General features: G+C 67.8%; 15 protein-coding genes and 1 riboswitch. Of the genes, 7 read left to right on the forward strand and 8 right to left on the reverse strand.

Features of this window, described 5'->3' with window-relative positions; translation table 11 throughout:
• Positions 1-29: 29 nt before the first annotated feature.
• From gndA to D7316_RS06120, 7 genes are all read left to right on the forward strand, one after another.
• Complete coding sequence (gene gndA, locus D7316_RS06090) at positions 30-1,493, forward strand: NADP-dependent phosphogluconate dehydrogenase (RefSeq protein ID WP_124707482.1); 1,464 nt, start codon at positions 30-32, stop codon at positions 1,491-1,493.
• A gap of 30 nt (positions 1,494-1,523) precedes the next feature.
• Complete coding sequence (guaB1, locus tag D7316_RS06095; protein ID WP_124707483.1) at positions 1,524-2,957, forward strand: GMP reductase; 1,434 nt, start codon at positions 1,524-1,526, stop codon at positions 2,955-2,957.
• Positions 2,958-2,960: 3 nt separating this feature from the next.
• On the forward strand, positions 2,961-4,376 hold the full coding sequence (locus D7316_RS06100) for a hemolysin family protein (protein WP_124707484.1): 1,416 nt from the start codon (positions 2,961-2,963) through the stop codon (positions 4,374-4,376).
• On the forward strand, positions 4,373-5,449 hold the full coding sequence (locus D7316_RS06105; RefSeq protein WP_124707485.1) for a hemolysin family protein: 1,077 nt from the start codon (positions 4,373-4,375) through the stop codon (positions 5,447-5,449). The genes D7316_RS06100 and D7316_RS06105 overlap by 4 nt, the downstream gene beginning before the upstream one ends.
• Positions 5,450-5,464: 15 nt before the next feature.
• Positions 5,465-6,349: a 3-methyladenine DNA glycosylase gene (locus D7316_RS06110; RefSeq protein ID WP_232016794.1), complete on the forward strand. Its 885-nt coding sequence runs from the start codon at positions 5,465-5,467 to the stop codon at positions 6,347-6,349.
• Positions 6,350-6,449: 100 nt separating this feature from the next.
• The gene (locus D7316_RS06115) at positions 6,450-8,627 is read left to right on the forward strand and encodes a malate synthase G (RefSeq protein ID WP_124707487.1); all 2,178 of its coding nucleotides are present in this window, start codon (positions 6,450-6,452) and stop codon (positions 8,625-8,627) included.
• 132 nt (positions 8,628-8,759) lie between these two features.
• The gene (locus D7316_RS06120) at positions 8,760-10,013 is read left to right on the forward strand and encodes a type 2 periplasmic-binding domain-containing protein (RefSeq protein WP_124707488.1); all 1,254 of its coding nucleotides are present in this window, start codon (positions 8,760-8,762) and stop codon (positions 10,011-10,013) included.
• Between the two features lie 57 nt (positions 10,014-10,070).
• Here D7316_RS06120 and gcvP read toward each other — a convergent pair whose 3' ends face one another.
• The 8 genes from gcvP to secA2 all read right to left on the reverse strand — a co-directional run bounded on the left by gcvP (position 10,071) and on the right by secA2 (position 20,013).
• On the reverse strand, positions 10,071-12,968 hold the full coding sequence (gene gcvP / locus D7316_RS06125) for an aminomethyl-transferring glycine dehydrogenase (RefSeq protein ID WP_124707489.1): 2,898 nt from the start codon (positions 12,966-12,968) through the stop codon (positions 10,071-10,073).
• Positions 12,969-13,130: 162 nt separating this feature from the next.
• Positions 13,131-13,231, reverse strand: a riboswitch (glycine riboswitch).
• 68 nt (positions 13,232-13,299) lie between these two features.
• Complete coding sequence (locus D7316_RS06130; RefSeq protein WP_124707490.1) at positions 13,300-13,947, reverse strand: MerR family transcriptional regulator; 648 nt, start codon at positions 13,945-13,947, stop codon at positions 13,300-13,302.
• 252 nt (positions 13,948-14,199) lie between these two features.
• A complete protein-coding gene (locus tag D7316_RS06135; RefSeq protein WP_124707491.1) occupies positions 14,200-14,709 on the reverse strand; it encodes a bifunctional nuclease family protein in 510 nt (169 codons plus the stop codon).
• A 160-nt stretch (positions 14,710-14,869) separates the two neighbouring features.
• On the reverse strand, positions 14,870-15,595 hold the full coding sequence (ftsR, locus tag D7316_RS06140) for a transcriptional regulator FtsR (RefSeq protein ID WP_456298019.1): 726 nt from the start codon (positions 15,593-15,595) through the stop codon (positions 14,870-14,872).
• 4 nt (positions 15,596-15,599) lie between these two features.
• Entirely contained in the window at positions 15,600-16,055 is a 456-nt protein-coding gene (gene garA, locus D7316_RS06145; protein WP_124711157.1) for a glycogen accumulation regulator GarA, read from the reverse strand.
• Positions 16,056-16,374: 319 nt separating this feature from the next.
• Positions 16,375-16,779, reverse strand: a complete 405-nt coding sequence (gene gcvH, locus D7316_RS06150) for a glycine cleavage system protein GcvH (RefSeq protein WP_124707493.1) — start codon at positions 16,777-16,779, stop codon at positions 16,375-16,377.
• 139 nt (positions 16,780-16,918) lie between these two features.
• The gene (locus D7316_RS06155; protein WP_232017137.1) at positions 16,919-17,482 is read right to left on the reverse strand and encodes a CDP-alcohol phosphatidyltransferase family protein; all 564 of its coding nucleotides are present in this window, start codon (positions 17,480-17,482) and stop codon (positions 16,919-16,921) included.
• A 98-nt stretch (positions 17,483-17,580) separates the two neighbouring features.
• On the reverse strand, positions 17,581-20,013 hold the full coding sequence (gene secA2, locus D7316_RS06160) for an accessory Sec system translocase SecA2 (protein ID WP_124707495.1): 2,433 nt from the start codon (positions 20,011-20,013) through the stop codon (positions 17,581-17,583).
• Positions 20,014-20,150: the final 137 nt, after the last annotated feature.

Raw genomic sequence — 20,150 nt, forward strand, 5'->3', positions numbered from 1 at the left:
GCGGTCCCCTAGGCAATAGTCTTGATTCCATGACCACATCTGCCTCCACAGATCGGCCCGACTCGACCAAGGCACAGATCGGCGTGACCGGTCTCGCCGTCATGGGCTCGAACATCGCCCGCAACTTCGCGCATCACGGCTACACGGTGGCCCTGCACAACCGCAGCATCGCCAAGACCGATGCCCTGATCGCCGATCACGGCTCCGAGGGCTCGTTCATCCGGACCGAGACCATGGAGGAGTTCGTCGCGGCGCTCGAGCGTCCGCGCCGGGTCCTGATCATGGTGAAGGCCGGTGACCCGACCGACGCCGTCATCGAGGAGCTCGCCGGCCTGATGGAGCAGGGCGACATCATCATCGACGGTGGCAACTCGCTCTACACCGACACCATCCGCCGCGAGGCCGCGATGTCCGAACGAGGACTCAACTTCGTCGGTGCCGGCATCTCCGGCGGCGAGGAGGGCGCCCTCAACGGACCGTCGATCATGCCGGGCGGCCCGGTCGAGTCCTACGAGTCGCTCGGCCCCATGCTCGAGTCGATCTCCGCGCATGTCGACGGCGAGCCGTGCTGCACCCACATCGGCCCCGATGGCAGCGGCCACTTCGTGAAGATGGTGCACAACGGTATCGAGTACGCCGACATGCAGCTCATCGGCGAGGCCTACGACCTCATGCGCAAGGCGCTCGACATGCCGGTCGCCGAGATCGCCGACATCTTCCGTGAGTGGAACTCCGGCGACCTCGACAGCTACCTGGTCGAGATCACCGCGGAAGTCCTCTCCCAGGTCGATGCCGAGACCGGCAAACCCCTCGTCGACGTGATCGTCGACGCCGCAGGCCAGAAGGGCACCGGCCGGTGGACCGTGAAGTCCGCCCTGGATCTCGGCATCCCGACCACCGGCATCGCCGAGGCGGTGTTCGCGCGCGCACTGTCCAGTGCAACCGATCAGCGCAAGCAGGCGCAGGGCCTGGAGTCGGGCGCACTGGCCGCGGCGCCGACCGACGCCGCCACATTCGTCGACGACATCAACAAGGCGCTGTACGCGTCGAAGGTCGTCGCCTATGCGCAGGGTTTCGACCAGATCGCCGCGGGCAGCGCCGAGTACGACTGGAACGTCAAGCCCGGCGACCTCGCCACCATCTGGCGCGGTGGCTGCATCATCCGTGCCAAGTTCCTCAACCGCATCCGTGATGCATACGCGGAGAACCCGGATCTGCCGAGCCTGTTGCTCGCGCCGTACTTCCGCAGTGCCGTCGAGGAGGCGGTGGACAGCTGGCGCCGCGTGGTGTCCACGGCCACCCTGATGGGGATCCCGGTGCCCGCCTTCGCGTCCTCGCTGGCGTACTACGACGCGCTGCGGTCCGAGCGGCTACCCGCGGCACTGACCCAGGGGCTCCGCGACTTCTTCGGCGCCCACACCTACCAGCGCATCGACAAGCCCGGCACCTTCCACACCCTGTGGAGCGGCGACCGGTCCGAAGTGACCGAATAAGCTCGGGCCGAGAGGAGTTCGCGACCCACCGTGCGATTTGTCGAGGGCCACGCGCCCACCCATGACCTGACCTACGACGATCTGTTCATCGTCCCGAATCGATCGGACGTCGCGTCGAGGTTCGACGTCGACATGTCGACGGTCGACGGCAGCGGCACCACGATCCCGATCGTGGTGGCCAACATGACCGCGGTCGCGGGCAAGCGGATGGCCGAGACGGTGGCGCGCCGCGGCGGCATCGTGGTGTTGCCGCAGGATCTCCCGATCCCTGTCGTCGCCGAGTCGATCGGCTACGTCAAGTCGCGTCACCTCGTCGCGGACACCCCGGTGACGCTCACCGCCGACGACTCGGTCTCCGACGCGCTCGCGCTGATCCCCAAGCGCGCGCACGGGGCGGCCGTCGTGGTCGAGGACGGGCGCCCGATCGGCGTGGTGACCGAGAAGCGCTGCCGGGACGTGGACCGGTTCGCACGGGTCCGTGACGTGCTCGATCCCGACATCGTGATGTTGTCGGTGGAGACCGCACCGCGTGACGTGTTCGACGCGCTCGGCGACCTGCACCTCGGCCTGGCCGTCCTGGTCGACGGCGACGGACAACTCGCCGGCGTGCTGTCGCGGGTCGGATCGCTCCGCCACGGCATCTACCGGCCCAATGTGGACGACGACGGGCGGCTGCGGATCGCTGCGGCGGTCGGCATCAACGGTGACGTCGTGGGCAAGGCGAAGGCGCTCGCGGCCGCCGGCGCGGACCTTCTCGTCATCGACACCGCGCACGGCCATCAGGAGAAGATGCTCAGCGCTCTCGAGGCGGTCGCGACGTCGGAGCCGGGCGTCCCGATCGCCGCGGGCAATGTGGTGTCGGCGCAGGGCACCGCGGACCTGATCTCCGCGGGAGCCTCCATCATCAAGGTCGGCGTCGGCCCCGGCGCGATGTGCACGACCCGCATGATGACCGGCGTCGGTCGTCCCCAGTTCTCGGCGGTCGCCGAATGCGCAGCGGTCGCACGCGAACACGGCGCCCACGTGTGGGCCGACGGCGGCGTGCGTCATCCGCGCGACGTCGCGCTCGCATTGGCCGCGGGTGCATCGAATGTGATGATCGGGTCGTGGTTCGCCGGCACCTACGAGTCGCCCGGCGACCTCCAGCAGGACGCCGACGGTCTGTACAAGGTGAGCTTCGGGATGGCCTCCAAGCGTGCGGTCGCGGCACGGTCGGCCAACGACGGTGCGTACGACCGCGCGCGGAAGTCGTTGTTCGAGGAAGGGATCTCGAGCTCGCGGATCCGTCTGGACCCCGAGCGACCCAGCGTCGAGGACCTGATCGATCACATCTGCGCGGGAGTGCGCAGCACGGCCACCTACACGGGCGCACGGACGCTTGCCGAACTGCACGAGAAGGTCGTGCTGGGGATCCAGTCCGCAGCCGGTTTCGCCGAAGGCCGCCCGCTCCCGGGCGGGTGGTGACGGGTGGAGACGGTTCTTCTCGTCGCGGGTCTGGTCGGCTTCGTCGCTCTGACCCTGGGCACTGCCCTGTTCGTCGCCGCCGAATTCTCGCTGACCGCGCTCGAGCGGTCGACGATCTCCGACGATGTCGCGACCAACGATGATCGCCGGTCCCGCCTGGTACAGCGGGCGCACTCGACGTTGTCGTTCCAGCTGTCGGGTGCTCAGCTCGGCATCACGATCACCACGCTGATCACCGGTTACATCGCCGAACCGGTTCTCGCGCAGTTCATCGATCCGGCACTCACCGGGTTGGGGCTCAGTGAGTCGATGGCGTCGGGGACCTCGCTGGCCCTCGCGCTGATCATCGCCACGTCGCTGTCGATGGTGCTGGGTGAGCTGATCCCGAAGAATCTGGCGATCGCCAAGCCGCTGGCGGTGGCGCGGGCCACCGCCGGACCGATGACGATCTTCTCGGCGGCGTTCCGGTGGGCGATCAACGGGCTCAACGGGTCGGCCAACTGGATCGTGCGTCGCCTCGGCATCGAGCCCGCGGAAGAACTGCGCTCGGCGCGTTCCCCGCAGGAACTCGTGTCGCTCGTGCGAAATTCCGCCCGACAGGGCTCGATCGACGAGGACACCGCGGCGCTCGTCGACCGCTCGCTCAAGTTCGGTGAGCTCACCGCCGAGGATCTGATGACCCCGCGGGTCACCGTCGACTGTCTCGATCGCGATGACAACATCCGCGACCTGGTCATGGCGTCCTCGCGGACCGGACACTCCCGCTTCCCCGTCGTCATCGACGGCGACCTCGACGATCTCGTGGGCGTCGTGCACATCAAGCAGGCGTTCACCGTGCCGCCCGAACGCGCTGCCGGAACCACCGTCGCCTCCATCGCCCGGCTGGTCCCCCGGGTTCCCGCGAGCCTCGACGGCGATTCACTGATGGAGCAGATCCGCGCGGACGGGATGGAACTCTGCGTGGTCATCGACGAGTACGGCGGTACCGCCGGGATCGTCACCACGGAGGACCTGATCGAAGAGATCCTCGGGGATGTCACCGACGAGCACGACCAGGAGCGCGCCGACATCGCCGAGGACGGTGACGGATTCCTGTGCTCGGGTCTGTTGCGCATCGACGAGGTCGACGAGGCCACCGGCTACCGCGCCCCCGAGGGTTCCTACGACACCCTCGGCGGTCTCGTGATGTTCTGCCTCGGACGGATTCCCGAGGTCGGCGATGTGGTCGATCTGCCCAATCGGTCGGCGTCGGGCGATGACGACGAGGACGGCGAAGACCAGCCGCCGGCCGGTTCCGAGCCGACCTGGCGCGCCACGGTCACCCAGATGGACGGCCGCCGGATCGACATCGTCTCCCTGCGGCCGCTGACGGGCTCCGAGGATGACGAGGCCTCCGCCGCGAGGGGGACCGACGCATGAACGATGTCTGGGCTGTCGTCCTCACCGTCGCGCTGCTGCTCGGCAACGCGTTCTTCGTGGGTGCTGAATTCTCGCTGATCTCGGCGCGCCGGGACCGCCTCGAGGCTCTCGAGGAGAGTGGGAAGAAGCGGGCCCGCACGGTGATCCGGGCCGGTGAGAAGCTGTCCCTGATGCTGGCGGGAGCCCAGTTGGGGATCACCATCTGTTCGATCCTGCTGGGCCGCGTCGGCGAACCCGCTGTCGCGCACCTCATCGAGAAGCCCTTGGATCTGGCCCATGTCCCGCATGCGCTGTTGCATCCGATCTCGTTCGCCATCGCCCTGTCGCTGGTCGTCGTGCTGCACATCCTGATCGGCGAGATGGTGCCCAAGAACATCGCGCTGGCGGGTCCGGAGTCATCGGCGATGCTGCTGGTACCCGCCCACCTCGCCTTCATCCGGTTGGTGCGACCACTCATCGCGTTCTACAACTGGCTGGCGAACATCTCGCTGCGCCTGCTGCGGGTGGAACCGAAGGACGAACTGACCTCGACGGTCTCACCCGGCGAGCTGGCGCAGATGCTCAGTGAGTCCAAGCAGGAGGGGCTCATCGACGCCGAGGAGCACGAGCGGTTGACCCGGGCGCTGGAGTCGGTGAGCCGGACGGTCACCGAGGTGATGATCCCGCTCGATCAGATGCGCAACGTGTCCGTGGAGGTCGACGCCGAGACCGGCGGCACCGGACCGACGCTGGGCGCGGTCGAGCGCGCGGTCAGCGACACCGGGTTCTCCCGCTTCCCGGTCCGCGGTCCCGACGGGACGTTCACCGGCTACCTGCACCTCAAGGACGTCCTCGACGAGATCCTCGACGAGCGAGTCGGCCCGGACACCATCATCGGCATCGACAAGATCCGGCCGCTGCCGGTGATCGCCTCGACGACACCGCTGGACGAGGCCACCGCGGCGTTGCGGCGGACGAGTGCCCACATCGGTGCGGTCGTCGACGACAGCGGCCGGACCGTCGGCATCGTCGCGATGGCCGACCTCGTCGAGGAGTTCGTCGGCACGGTCCGCGACGAGACGCATCGGGTCTGATCGATGACGGCCTCGATGACCGCGCGGCACGTGGGCGACGTGCTGGCCCCTGCCGAGTGGCGCGCCCACCGCGACCGGCATCGCGCTCGCGTCGACGACCTGATCGGCCCCTATCTGCGCGCCCGTCGCCGGGGCGTCAGGCATCCCGTCATCGACTTCCTGTTCACGTACTACTCGTCGCGGCCCGCGCACGTGCAGCGGTGGCATCCGGGCCACGGCATCGTGCTCGCCGGTGCGGACGAGTATCTGGGTCTGCGCGGATACCACCGGGTCGACGGTGGCGTCACGGTCGACCCGGAGTTCCACCGCGGGCGCCTCGGAGCACTCGGCGCCACGGCGGCGCTGCTCCGTGCCACCGCGTCCCGGCCGGCGCGGCTCGGCTGTTTCGGCCTGCACGAGTGGGCGATGGTGTACCGGACCGACGAGCCACGCCACGACGCCCCGCTTCGGCTGGGCCGCGCGGGCACCGATGCGGTCGTCGACGAGATGCCGTTGCGGTGCACGCATTTCGACGCGTTCCGGTTCTTCACGCCCGCCGCGCGGCCGCTCAACGAGGCCGAACTCGACCGCGATCGGCAGGCGGCCGACGAACAGCCGGGCTGCCTGCACGCGACGATGGATCTGTACCGGGCGTGCTTCACCGTCGCCCCGCTGATCGACTCGGATCTGACCTTCTCGTGCTTCGCGTTGGCCCTGCGGGCGCGAGAACTCGACATGCGTGCGAGTCCCTACGACCTCACCCACCTCGGCTACGACCCGATACCGATCGAGACGGCGGCGGGACGCGCACAGTATGTCCGCGAGCAGGCCGCCATCACCGAGGCCGGGGCCGCGCTGCGAGAGGCGGTCGCGCAGCGGTGCACGACGCTCGTCGCACACGCCCCCACCCGCGTCAACTGACCGTCGTGATGGTCGTGGACCTGCCCGGATGCCCGATGTCGGCGCAGATTACCGGCGAGTAGCATGTTCGGTGTCGATTCACCGCTGGAGAAAGGCTGTCATGTCTGACCGGATCACCGTCAACGGGCTGCAGGTCGCTTCCGTCCTGTACGACTTCATCAACAACGAGGCGTTGCCCGGTACCGGCGTAGACCCCGACGCCTTCTGGACCGGTGCGGCATCCGTCATCGGCGATCTGGCGCCCCGCAACCGCGAACTGCTCGCGGTCCGCGACGACCTCCAGGCGCAGATCGACCAGTGGCACCGCGATCACCCCACGTCGGACGGCGCCGTGGACTTCGACGCCTACAAGGCATTCCTCACCGAGATCGGCTACCTCGTCGAGCCGCCCGCGGACTTCCAGATCGGCACCGAGAACGTCGACCGCGAGATCTCCGAGACCGCCGGCCCGCAGCTGGTCGTCCCGGTTCTCAACGCGCGCTTCGCGCTCAACGCCTCCAATGCCCGCTGGGGTTCGCTGTACGACGCGCTCTACGGGACCGACGCGATCCCGGAAACCGATGGCGCCGAGAAGGGGTCGTCCTACAACAAGGTGCGCGGCGACAAGGTCATCGCGTACGCCAAGGACTTCCTGGACAAGGCCGTGCCGCTCGAGCAGTGCAGCTTCACCGACGTCACCGCGTTCGCCGTGGTCGACCAGGCAGTCCAGGTCACCCTTGCAGACGGGACGACCTCGACGCTCGCCGATCCGTCGGCGTTCGCCGGCTACCGGGGTGAGCCCGCCGCCCCGACATCGATCCTGTTGCGCAACAACGGCCTCTACCTCGACATCGAGATCGATCCGTCGTCGCCCATCGGCTCGACCGATCCGGCCGGGGTGAAGGACGTCGTCGTCGAATCGGCGATCACCACCATCATGGACTTCGAGGATTCGGTCGCCGCGGTCGACGCGGACGACAAGGTGCTCGGCTACCGGAACTGGCTGGGGCTCAACAAGGGTGACCTCAGTGAAGAGGTCGCCAAGGGCGGACGGACGTTCACCCGCGTCCTCAACGGCAACCGTTCGTACAGCGCGCCGGATGGGACCGAGTTCGACCTGCACGGCCGTTCGCTGCTGTTCGTCCGCAACGTCGGGCACCTCATGACCAACAGCGCGATTCTCGACGCCGACGGCAACGAGGTCCCCGAGGGCATCCTCGACGGACTCTTCACCTCGCTGATCGGCATCCACGGGATGTCTGCAGAGGGACAGCAGAACTCGCGCACGGGGTCGATCTACATCGTGAAGCCCAAGATGCACGGCCCCGACGAGGTCGCCTTCACCGTCGAACTCTTCGATCGTGTGGAGAAGGTGCTCGGCCTTCCGGAGAACACCCTCAAGGTCGGCATCATGGACGAGGAGCGACGCACGACCGTCAACCTCAAGGCCTGCATCAAGGCCGCAGAGAACCGGGTCGTGTTCATCAACACCGGCTTCCTCGATCGCACCGGCGACGAGATCCACACCTCCATGCTGGCCGGCGCGATGATCCGCAAGGGTGAGATGAAGCAGCAGAAGTGGATTGCCGCCTACGAGGACTTCAACGTCGACACCGGTCTGCACGCCGGGCTGCAGCACAAGGCGCAGATCGGCAAGGGCATGTGGGCGATGCCGGATCTGATGCACGACATGCTCGAGCAGAAGATCGGTCACCCGAAGGCCGGGGCCACCACCGCGTGGGTGCCGTCGCCGACCGCGGCGACGCTGCACGCACTGCACTATCACCTCGTCGACGTCTTCGAGCGGCAGGACGAGATCGCCAAGCGCGATCCGGCGTCGGTCGACGACATCCTCACGATCCCCCTCGCGCCGAAGACCGACTGGTCGGCCGAGGAGAAGAAGGAAGAACTCGACAACAACTGTCAGTCCATCCTGGGCTATGTGGTCCGCTGGGTCGATCAGGGCGTCGGGTGCTCGAAGGTGCCCGACATCCACGACATCGCGTTGATGGAGGACCGGGCGACACTGCGGATCTCCAGCCAGCTGCTCGCCAACTGGCTGCACCACGGCATCGTCACCGAAGACGACGTCGTCGCGGCCCTCGAGCGGATGGCGCCGGTGGTCGACCGCCAGAACGCGGGCGACGCGTCCTACCGTCCGCTCGCCCCCGACTTCGACTCGAACATCGCCTTCCAGGCGGCAAAGGAGCTTATCCTCGAAGGTGCGAAGCAGCCGAGCGGCTACACCGAGCCGATCCTGCATCGCAAGCGGCGCGAGTTCAAGGCCGCCAACGCCTGATCCAGCCGCCCTGCCGACACCCGCATGGCAGCTGCCATGGTGTCGGTGGCGGTGACTCCGCTATCGTCGTCCGTTGTCACCCCGGTCACACGACCGGGGTCGACTCGGACCCGAGCAGCGGAAGGCGGGGGGTTGGCACACCATCGGAGTACTGACGGCCGCACGGGCATCCGTGGGCGTGGGGTCAGTCGAGGGCTGGTCGGTTCCCTGTTGACGTTGGTGCTGGTCGCCGCCCTGGTCCTGCTCTGGGCGCAGCTCGGCGACCGCATCGACCGCCAGGGCGACCAGGCCGCGGGCACCTGTGTGGAGGGGAAGACGACCGTTCCCGTCGTCGCCGATCCCGATATCGCCCCGGCGCTGGCCACGATCGCGCAGGAGTACGCGAAGACCGATCCGGTGGTCCGCGACCACTGCGTGACGGTGGAGGTGCGTCCCGGCGACGCGAAGGTCACCCTCGACGGTCTGTCCGGCACCTGGGACGCCGCATCGCTGGGCGCGTACCCGGCCGCGTGGGTCCCGCAATCCTCGATCTGGGCCGCCGACCTGATGACGGCCACACCAGCTGCTGTGGACGGAAAGCCCGCGTCGCTGGTGAGTTCGCCGGTCGTGCTGGCCACGGCACCACGATTGGCCGAGGCGTTCGAGGGGAATCTGGAATGGCAACAGTTGCCGACCCTGCAGCGACGTGACGCCGCCCTCGGCGACGTCGGGCTCGGCAGTTGGGGATCGATCCGTCTCGCGATGCCGACCGGAGCGCAGTCCGATGCGACCGCGCTCAGCGCCCAGGCGGTGGCGGCGCAGGTCACCCGCACCACGGGAACCCTGACCGAGCAGGATGCTAGTTCGTCACGGGTGGCCTCGAGCATCGATGCGATGACCGACGGTGCGCCGCAGTCACCCGACGGCACCCCGGTCGGCGCGGCCCGATCGATCGCCGACGCCGACGACGACGCGTCGGCACCCATTCACGCGGTGGCGATCACCGAGCAGGCCCTCTATCAGTTGACGAAGTCCGACACGTCGGCACGTCTCGCCGAGGTGGTACCCGGCGGCCCGACCCCGGTCGCCGACTACCCGATCATCCGATTGGCCGGTTCCGGGGTGTCGGCCGAGCAGACCGATGCGGTGTCGGAGTTCTTCGAATTCGTGAACAAGCCGGAACAGATGAGCACTCTGACCGCGCTCGGGTTCCGCGGCGACGCACCGATGCCGGCACCGAATGCGACCGTCACCTTCCCCGTCACCGCGAACCCGATGCCGACACCGGAGACGGCCGCGACCGTCACGATCAACCGACTGGTGTACGGGCCCGACAGCGGTCCTCGTCCAGCGGAGGCCGGTTCGTCGACGACCCCGGGTTCGACCAGCCCGGCCGCCGGCGGCTGACGGCGTCCACGAGACCGGCGCCCGGGGCTCTCCCCCGGGTCGCCGACGTCACGCCGATCAGTGGGCGAATGCCTCGATCGGTGGGCAACTGCACACGAGATTCCGGTCACCGAACGCGTTGTCGATCCGTCGGACGGCCGGCCACACCTTGGCCCGGGCACCAGCCGACGGCAGGCCGAGCGGGTAGACCGCGACCTCACGCGAATACGGGTGGTCCCACTCGCCGACGAGGGCCTCCGCGGTGTGCGGTGCGCCGCGCAGCGGGTTGTCCTCGGCCGGCCACACTCCCGAACCGACCTGGTCGATCTCGCCCCGGATCGCGATCATCGCGTCGCAGAACGCGTCGAGTTCGTCGAGGTTCTCGCTCTCGGTCGGCTCGACCATCAGCGTCCCGGCCACCGGGAAACTCATCGTCGGTGCGTGGAAACCGTAGTCCGCCAGCCGTTTCGCGACATCGTCGACGGTGACGCCGGTCGCCTTGGTCAGCGGCCGCAGGTCCAGGATGCACTCGTGTGCGACGAATCCCTCGCCGTCGGTCCGCGCTGCTTCGCTGCCGCGGCCGGTGTAGAGCACCGGATAGTGATCGCGCAGGCGACGGGCGATGTAATTGGCCGATGCGATCGCGGTCAGCGTCGCTCGGCGCAGACCGTCCGCCCCCATCATCGCGATGTAGGCGTAGGTGATCGGCAGGATCGACGCCGAACCATACGGAGCGGCCGAGATCGTGCCCTCCGACGAGAGTTCGTCGGCGAGCGGGTGACCCGGCAGGAAGGACGCGAGATGGGCACGAACGGCAACCGGCCCGACCCCGGGCCCGCCACCGCCGTGCGGGATGCAGAACGTCTTGTGCAGATTGAGGTGGCTGACGTCACCGCCGAAGCGACCGGGCCGCGCGACCCCGACGAGGGCGTTGAGATTCGCACCGTCGACGTAGACCTGACCGCCTGCCTCGTGGACGGCCGCGCAGATCTCCTCGATGTCGTGTTCGAACACGCCATGAGTGGACGGATAGGTGATCATGATGGCCGCCAGCACATCCCGATGCTTGTCGATCTTGAGACGAAGGTCGTCGACGTCGACGTCACCGTTCTCCCGGCACCCGACGACCACCACCCGCATCCCGGCCATCACCGCAGATGCGGCATTGGTGCCGTGAGCGCTCGACGGGATGAGGCAGATGTCGCGGCTCTCGTCACCCCGGCTGCGGTGATATCGACGGATCGCGAGCAGTCCCGCGTACTCGCCCTGCGAGCCGGCGTTCGGTTGCAGGCTGACCCGGTCGTAGCCGGTGACGGCGACCAGCCACTCCTCCAGCGTCGAGATGAGTTCCCGGATGCCGGTGGTGTCGGAGACGGGCGCGAACGGGTGCAGGCGCGCGAACCCGGGCCAGGTGACCGGCTCCATCTCCGCGGTCGCGTTCAGCTTCATCGTGCACGAACCGAGCGGGATCATGCTGCGATCGAGTGCGATGTCCTTGTCGGACAGCGCACGCAGGTACCGCAGCATGGCGGTCTCCGTGCGATATCGGTTGAAGGCCGGGTGGGTGAGGAAGTCGCTCTGCCGGGTCTCGATCGGCTGCGCGAACGAATGACGGCGCACCCCTTCGGCACTGAACGCACGCAGCACCGCGGCCAGGTCGGCGTCCGTGGTGGTCTCGTCGCAGGCGATGCCGACGGCATCGGCGTCGATCCGCCGAAGGTTGATGTTGCCGTCGCGTTTGGCGTTCGCGACGATCGCGTCGGCCTGACCGGGCGCACGCACCACGATGGTGTCGAAGAACGACGAATGCGCGATCGAGAAGCCGGCGACCGTCAGGCTGTCGGCCAGGAACGCCGCCGCGTCGTGCACTCGCCGCGCGATCGCACGCAGACCGTCGGCGCCGTGATACGAGGCGTACATCGCGGCCATGACGGCGAGCAGCACCTGGGCGGTGCAGATGTTGCTGGTGGCCTTCTCCCGCCGGATGTGCTGTTCACGGGTCTGCAGCGAGAGGCGGTAGGCGAGGTTGCCGTCGGCGTCCTTGGAGACGCCGACCAGCCGGCCCGGCAGTTGCCGAGCATGCGCGGAGTGCACCGCCAGATAGCCGGCGTGCGGACCCCCGAATCCCATCGGCACGCCGAACCGCTGCGTGGTGCCGAAGCACACATCCGCGCCCTGCTCGCCCGGCGGCGTGATCAGGGTCAGGGCGAGTAGGTCGGCGCCCACCGATACCAGGGCGCCGCGATCGTGCGCCGCCGAGATGATCGGCGCGACGTCGAGAATCCGGCCGGACGCACCCGGAACCTGCAGCACGACCCCGAAGAAGTCGCCGTCGGGCAACCCGCACTCGGGCAGCGACGGGTGCAACGACGCCGTGACCAGCTCGATACCGAGCGGCTCGGCCCGCGTGTCGAGGAGGGCGCGCGTCTGCGGGAACAGGTCGGCGTCGACGACGAGACGCGGCGAACGGGATTTGCCGGCGCGACGCATCAAGGTCATCGCCTCGGCCGCCGCGGTCGCCTCGTCGAGCATCGACGCGTTGGCGACCTCCATCGCGGTGAGGTCGGCGACCATGGTCTGGAAGTTCAGCAGCGCCTCGAGGCGTCCCTGGCTGATCTCCGGCTGATACGGGGTATACGCGGTGTACCAGGCGGGGTTCTCGAGCACGTTCCGCAGGATGACCGGCGGGGTGAAGGTGTCGTGGTAGCCGAGTCCGATCATCGATCGCGCGACCACGTTGCGGGATGCGAGTTCGGCGAGGCGGTCGTGCACCTCGTGTTCACCCATGGCGGGCGGCAGCGCTTGCAGACCGTTGTCGCCGGGCTCGTCGGCGATCACCGACGGCACGACGGCCGCCGCGAGTTCGTCGAGCGAGGAGACACCGATCTCGGCGAGGATGCGGTCGGTCTCGGCGGGGTCGGGACCGACATGGCGGTCGATGAAGGTCACCGGATCGGACGCGGAAGTGGCGGGCATGACAGGTCAACCTCTCGGCGGTCTGCGGCCCTCCCCCTCTGTCATGTCCGGAATCCGCGTTGGGGATACCTGACGCCTGAGAGATTCGGCCGAACCCGTGACGGGGGTGGCCTTTCACCGTGGGCGGACCCGGGTCACCCCGGGCCTCTTTCCAGAGACGCCGTCAACTCCACGGTCCTGGGTGCCTGAGAGTTTGACGAGGAGGTGTTGCTCCTTCGGCGGCCACCCCAACCCGATCGGTGGCTCTCTCCCGTGACGTAGCGACGCCCACCCAGTATACGGGTGGGCGGCTGCTGTGCAGTTCAGCCCCGCGCCGGGGCTGGAGGAGGCGTCAGCCGGTGCGGCGGGTACGGCTCTTGCGACGCGCGGCGAGTTCGTCCTCGGGAGCGGTCTCCGTCACGCCGCCGTCGGCCCGTTCGCCGGGGAAGTCGGCGATGGTGCCGGTCAGCTCACGCATCGCGCCGCTGACCGCGATGCCGAACACGCCCTGGCCACCCTGCAGCAGATCCACGACCTCCTCGGCCGATGTGCACTCGTAGACCGTGGTGCCGTCGGAGAAGAGCGTGATCCGCGCGAGGTCCTCGACGCCACGTTTGCGCAGGTGGTCGACGGCGACGCGGATGTTCTGCAACGAGATCCCGGTGTCGAGGAGCCGCTTGACGATCTTGAGGACGAGGATGTCCTTGAACGAGTAGAGCCGCTGGCTACCCGATCCGGCCGCGCCGCGGATGGACGGTACGACCAGCGATGTGCGGGCCCAGTAATCGAGTTGGCGGTAAGTGATACCGGCGATCTGGCAGGCACTGGGCACCCGGTAGCCGATGAGCTCGTCGGGAACCGTGTCGTTCGGGAACAGACCGGGCGCGATGTCGTCGAGGCTGCCCTGGGTGGCGGTCGTCGTGGGGGCGCTGTCGGCGGCACCGTCGGGTGCCGGATCCGTCGGTGACGTCACTTCGTCGTCGAACGGCTGATCGCCCACTGCAGACTCCCTCGCAACGCCTGGATCGACTCGAAAGGCACCGAACCCCGGGCAATGGCCTCGAGGACTGCTTCAACAGTACGCGCCTGACGGACGATCATCCTCCGTGCCCGCCGAAATCGGGCAACGTGTTGAACGGTAGGTCTCCAGGAGAGGGCGATCAACGCGACGCGCGGGACAACCTCAACCTCAAGTTGAGATCGAGCAAACAGTGACCTGGCAGTGGCCGTTCCGTGACCAACCGGGGCGGTGTCAGGCGCCGCCGCTGGCCTTGAAGTCGTCCGGCGAGACGTTGTCGAGGAACTCCTTGAACTTCTCCACCTCGTCCTCTTTGGCACCTGTCGCCGGGGCCTCCGAGTCGTCCTCTTCTTCCGGGATCAAGAGTCCCGCCTCGGTGAGGACGTCCTCGTCCGCGATGATCGGCACCCCGACGCGCATCGCGACCGCGATCGAATCCGAGGGGCGGGCCGACACCCGGACGTCGTCGGCGAAGACCATCTCCGCGTAGAAGGTGCCCTCCTGCATGTCGACGATCCGGACCTCCTGCAGGGTTCGTCCGAATTCGGCGATCAGGTTGACGATCAGATCGTGCGTGAGTGGACGAGGGGGTTCGATCCCCTTCTGCTGCAAGGCGATCGATGCCGCTTCGCTCTGCCCGATCCAGATCGGCAGGTACCGCTCGCCCTCGACCTCGCGGAGCAGCAGCACCGGCTGACTCTGTGGCGGCTCGACCCGAATGCCCACGACTCGCATCTCGCCCATCAGCACCCGCCTCCCTCTGATCGCGCGGACGCCATCCGGTCCGCTGCTTCGCTCCCGGCACGGCGTTTCGACTCGCTCGCTGCACGTCCCGTGCCGACAGTCCTTCGTTGTCAACGACGCTACACCGCAGACCGGCGCCGCGACGGGCGTGCGAGCGCGTTCAGTCCAGCACGCCGCGCACCGCGGCCTTGACCAGTTGGGTGTGCAGGGTCACCGACAATGCGGCGATCTCCCGGACGAGTTCCTCGGCCCTGTCTCGCGCCCCGGTCCCCTTGCCCTTGGCGATGGGGTTCGCGATCTGAGCGACGAGTCCGGCCTCGCGATCCGCGGACACCTTGAAGGCGCGCAGATGCCGAGTCTCGAGTCCGTAGTTCGCCAGTGCGGCGGCCGCTTCGACCAACTTCACCGCGTCCTCGTCGAAGAAGCCGGCCGGGCCCGCGATCAGCAGCCCGTTGCGCTGCAACTCGGTGACGAACGCCGAGTCGACACCCGTGCGCTCCATCAGCGCCTCGCGCGAGACACGGCCACCGCGGGTGCCGAAATCGGTCGCCGGGGCGACCGCAGTACGCGCCGAGGACAGCAGCCGGGTCCCCCCGGCACCGGCCCCGCCGTCACCGCGATCGATGGCCTCGAGTTGTTCTTTGATCACCTTGAGTGGCAGATAGCGGTCGCGCTGCGCGGTGAGCACGAAGCGCAGGCGCTCGCAGTCCGCGGAGCTGAACCGCCGATAGCCCGACGGCGCCCTCTCGGGGGTGATCAGACCCTCGGATTCCAGAAATCGGATCTTCGAGATCGTGACATCCGGAAAATCTTCGCGCAGGAGCGCGAGGACCGTGCCGATCGACATCGATCCCTCGCCGCGCTGACCTGCCGACGACGCCGTCACGGGGTCAGGCGCCCGCTTGGCCGTCGCGTGGGCCGCTCAGGAAGACCAGGCGGAACTTGCCGATCTGAACCTCGTCGCCGTTGCTCAGCTGTGCGGTGTCGACCGGCTCCCGGTTGACGTAGGTGCCGTTCAGGCTGCCGACATCGACCACCTGGAACTCGTTGTCGCCAAGGCGGAATTCGGCGTGTCGACGACTGACGGTCACGTCGTCGAGGAAGATGTCGCTGTCGGGATGCCGACCGGCCGACGTGGTCGCCTGGTCAAGCAGGAACCGCGACCCCGCGTTGGGGCCGCGCTTGACGACAAGCAGCGCCGTGCCGGGCGAGAGCCTTTCCACCCCGGTGTCGGCGGGCTCACTCGAGGTGGTCGTCCCGGCGTCGAGTTCAGAGATGAACTCCTCCCGGAAAACCGAGGTGGTCTCCACCGGTGCCTCAAGATCCTTGTCGTTTTCGCTCACCACTTCTCCTTCGTCTGTCTCGGTGCCCGGGGCTCTGAGCCCCGGCGCCTGCGGCCCCTCGGCCACGTGATGTGTGGGGACCTGGGTGCCCGCGATGCCGGTGCAGCATCACTGCGATCGGATATCCGGCTCGCCGAAGTCTTCGGATTCCGAACCGGTTCTGCTGTGAGTAAACCGTACCGTGTCGTGGGCGCCTCGCGGGTGGTCGAGTCGATTGGGACTCCGCCGATCATAGTCGCAGCGCCCGGTTCGCCCGACCGCTTACGGACGTCTGGTCGCCCGCCTGTCACCGCCCTGTCCATCCGGGCGGCGGCGAAGGCACTCAGCCGTCGATCACACCTCGATAACCGTCCGCGTCGAGCGTCCCCGCCAACGCGTCGTCGAGTGCCGACTCGTCGGCCACGTCGATGACGACCAGCCAGCCCGACCCGTACGGGTCGGAGTTCACGAGCTCCGGTGTGGAGTCGAGCGCGCCGTTGACCTCCGACACCGTACCGTCGAGCGGACCGAAGATGTCGGAGACACTCTTGGTCGACTCCACCTCGGCGAACGACTCGCCCTTCTCGACGGCGTCGTCGGGTGACGGCAGCTGAACGAACACCACGTCGCCGAGCGCGTCCTGCGCGAAGTCGGTGATGCCCACGCGCACGGTGGTCGGCCCGGTCCTCTCCACCCACTCGTGTTCGGCCGTATAGCGCAGGGCTGCGGGCACATTGGTATCGGTCACTGTCGCACCTTTCTCGCCTGAAGCGGAGAATCGAACGAATGGGGAAACATCGAACTGCTCCCGATCGACGACATTAGGTCATCGATACGGGCGGTGTCGGGTGGGTCGCCGGATCCGGTGCGACCGACGCCGTTGCTGCTCACGCGGCTGCCGAGGTACGGGGCATGTGCCGCAGCACCAGCACCGTCTGATACGCGTACAGCACGAATGACCAGAGATAGAGCGCGACGCCCCAGATCATGAACGCCCAGCCGATCGGGTAGCTGATCGTCCCGACGATCGAATCCAATTGTCCGGCAAGCAGCCACGGGAATGCACTCATCAGCGCGAAGGTCGCGGCCTTGCCGATGTAGAGGACCGGCAGCGCCACCAACCCACGGGACCGCAGCAACGGCGCGGTGGCGAACAGCGCGAGGTCACGGCCGATGATGATCGCGATCAGCCACCACGGCACGAACTCGCGGATCCCGAACGCGATCGGGATGATGACGATGTAGAGGCGATCGGCCGCCGGGTCGAGCAGGGCCCCGATCCGCGACGACTGATTCAGCCACCTCGCCAGCTTGCCGTCGGCCCAGTCGGAGAACCCGGAGAACAGCAGGATCGCGAAGGCCCAGCCGTCGGCCTTCTCCACCAGCAGCAGCCATACGAATACCGGGATCAGTGCGAGGCGCAGCACGCTCAACGCGTTCGGCACCGTGATGTAGCGATCCCGGGTGAGCGCGTCACCGGCGGACTCGCCGACGGCGGGTGTGTCGACCCGGTCCGGCGGATCGCCGGCTCCGGGCCTCCCGACCGGGGTCACCGGAAGATGCCGATGATGCCCTGCAGGGTCTTCGCGCCACCCGACGCGAACAGGTTGTCGTGCACCATGTAGGTCCACGTCGTCGTCGAGCGGTGCAGATCGGCTGTGCCGAGGTCGACACCGTCGTTGGTGATGGTCGCCTCCCGAAAGGTCTTGCGCGCGTTGTCGAACGCCTCGGCCGGCAGTGCGTCGAACTCCTTCAGGATCATCTTGTGGAACTCGTCGAGCGGGCTCTCCTTGCCCAGCGAACGCAGGTGGATGCTGGCGCGCTGGTCCGAGACGAATGCGAGATGGTCGGCCCACGCGCGGTCGAGGTGGAACAACATGATCTCGCGCGCCGCCTGCGCCAGCACCTTCTCGGTCACCGGTTCGGTTGCCGGCACGGGCGTGTCAGCGGTGTCGGTCACGGAATCGGGGTCGGTCACGGAATCGGTGTCGGTGTCGGTCTCGCTCGTGGTGTCCGCATCCCCGTCTGCGGTGTCGGCGGTCGTGGTCGCCGCCCCGGTCAACTCGGCGTGACGCTCGGGTTCCTTCTCGGCGAGCTCCTCCAGCGCGATGTCGGTGGTGAGGATCTCCATCCGGCGCTTCACCACGATGTCACGCTGCTGATTCACCAGCTTGTTGTAGCGCCACGTGTTGGCATGCAGCTCGAGCATCACGCCCTCGGCGATCCGCTGGGCCTGCTCGATCAGATCGACGCCCTTGGCGCCCATCGACCCGTCGTCGGCCTGAGACACCGGATCACGCTTGAACGCGAGATTCTTGGTGACGACCGGATCCTCGAGGCTGGAGAAGAAGACGGATCGTCCCGGGTCACCCTGGCGGCCGGCCCGTCCCCGCAGCTGGTTGTCCAGGCGCTCGGTGTCGTGGCGGCCGGTCCCGATCACACAGAGTCCGCCGAGTCCGACGACCTCCTCGCGGGCCTCCTCGTCGTCGCCGGATCCGCCGAGCCTGATGTCGGTGCCGCGGCCGGCCATCTGCGTGGACACGGTCACCGCGTCGCGAGCGCCCGCCTCGGCGATGATCTTGGCCTCTTCGGCGTCGTTCTTCGCGTTCAGCACCACCGACGCGACGTCGGCCTTGTCGAGGAAGTAGGCCAGTTCCTCGGATTCCGCGACATCGTGCGTACCGATCAGGATCGGCTGCCCGGTCTCGTGGATCTCCTTGACGTAGGCGACGACGGCCTCCACCTTGTTCGCCTTGCTGTCGTAGACCCGGTCCGGCTCGTCGACGCGCACGTTCTCGGTGTTCGGCGGGATCTGCGAGACGGCGAGCTCGTAGAACTGGCGGAACTGTTCGCCTGCGGCAAGCGCCGTGCCCGTCATGCCGCACACCTTGGGGTAGCGACCGATCAACGCCTGCACCGTCATCGTGTCGATGACCTCACCCGAATCCGTCTGGCTGAGGCCCTCTTTGATCTCCACCGCGGCCTGGACACCGTCCGGCCACCGTTGCAGCTGCGCGACTCGGCCACGCGAGGCGTTGATCAGGTGGACCCCGCCGTCACGCACGATGTAGTGGATGTCGCGCTCGAGGAGATACTGCGCGTGCATGGCGACGTTGACGTGCACGAGCGTGGTACCGACATGCTCTTCGTCGTACAGATTGATCCCGCCGAGTTCCTCTTCGACGAACGCCGCGCCGTCGTCGGTCAGGGTGACGTTGCGTCCTTCGGGATCGATCTCGTAGTGCTTGTTCTTCATCCGCGCGACGACATCGTGGATCGCCTGGTCGGGCACCACGGCCTCGGTCGATCCGGCGAGCACCAGTGGCACGAGCGCCTCGTCGACCAGCACCGAGTCCGCCTCGTCGATGATCGCGACGTCGGGCTTGGGTGCGACCAGGTCGTCGGCGGACTGGGCGAGCTGATCGCGCAGGACGTCGAACCCGATCTCGTTGACCGAGCCGTAGGTGATGTCCGCGGCATAGGCTGCCTTGCGTTCGTCTCGATCGGAGTTCTCCGAGACCGACTTCGCGGCGATGCCGAAGGCCGCGAACAGCGGTGCCATCCATTCGGCGTCACGCGTCGCCAGATAGTCGTTGACGGAGATCACGTGCACGCGATGCCCTTGTAGGACGTAGCCGATCGCGGCGATGGCACCGGACAGGGTCTTGCCCTCACCGGTGGCCATCTCGACGATGTCGCCCTCGAGGAGGCGCAGGGCGCCTTGCAGCTGGACGTCGAACGGTCGCAGGTCGAGCGTGCGGTCGGCGGCCTCGCGGACCAACGCCAGGAACCGGGCACGATCGTCGGAGCCGCGCGCGGTGATGTCGAGCTTCTCCGCCTCGGCGGCGAACGCGTCGTCGTCGATCTCGGCCGCCCACGAGGTGTGCGCATCCGCGTCCTTGATCAACGCGATGGACTTCGACTGGTTTCGTGACGACTGGGAACCCAGAAGTCGCCACATGCTGTTCGTCAGCTTTCCCACCGAAACACTTCTCCTGACTCGTGCCTGTCGGGCATGTGTACTGGTCGCGGCATCATTCTCGCAGCATCCGGCTTCGGCCCCGACCGGGCCCGAAGCCGGGGCCGCTGCCCCGAGGTCGCCGTCCACGGTACGCGTCA

The organism is Gordonia insulae (genome assembly GCF_003855095.1).
Lineage (GTDB): Bacteria > Actinomycetota > Actinomycetes > Mycobacteriales > Mycobacteriaceae > Gordonia > Gordonia insulae.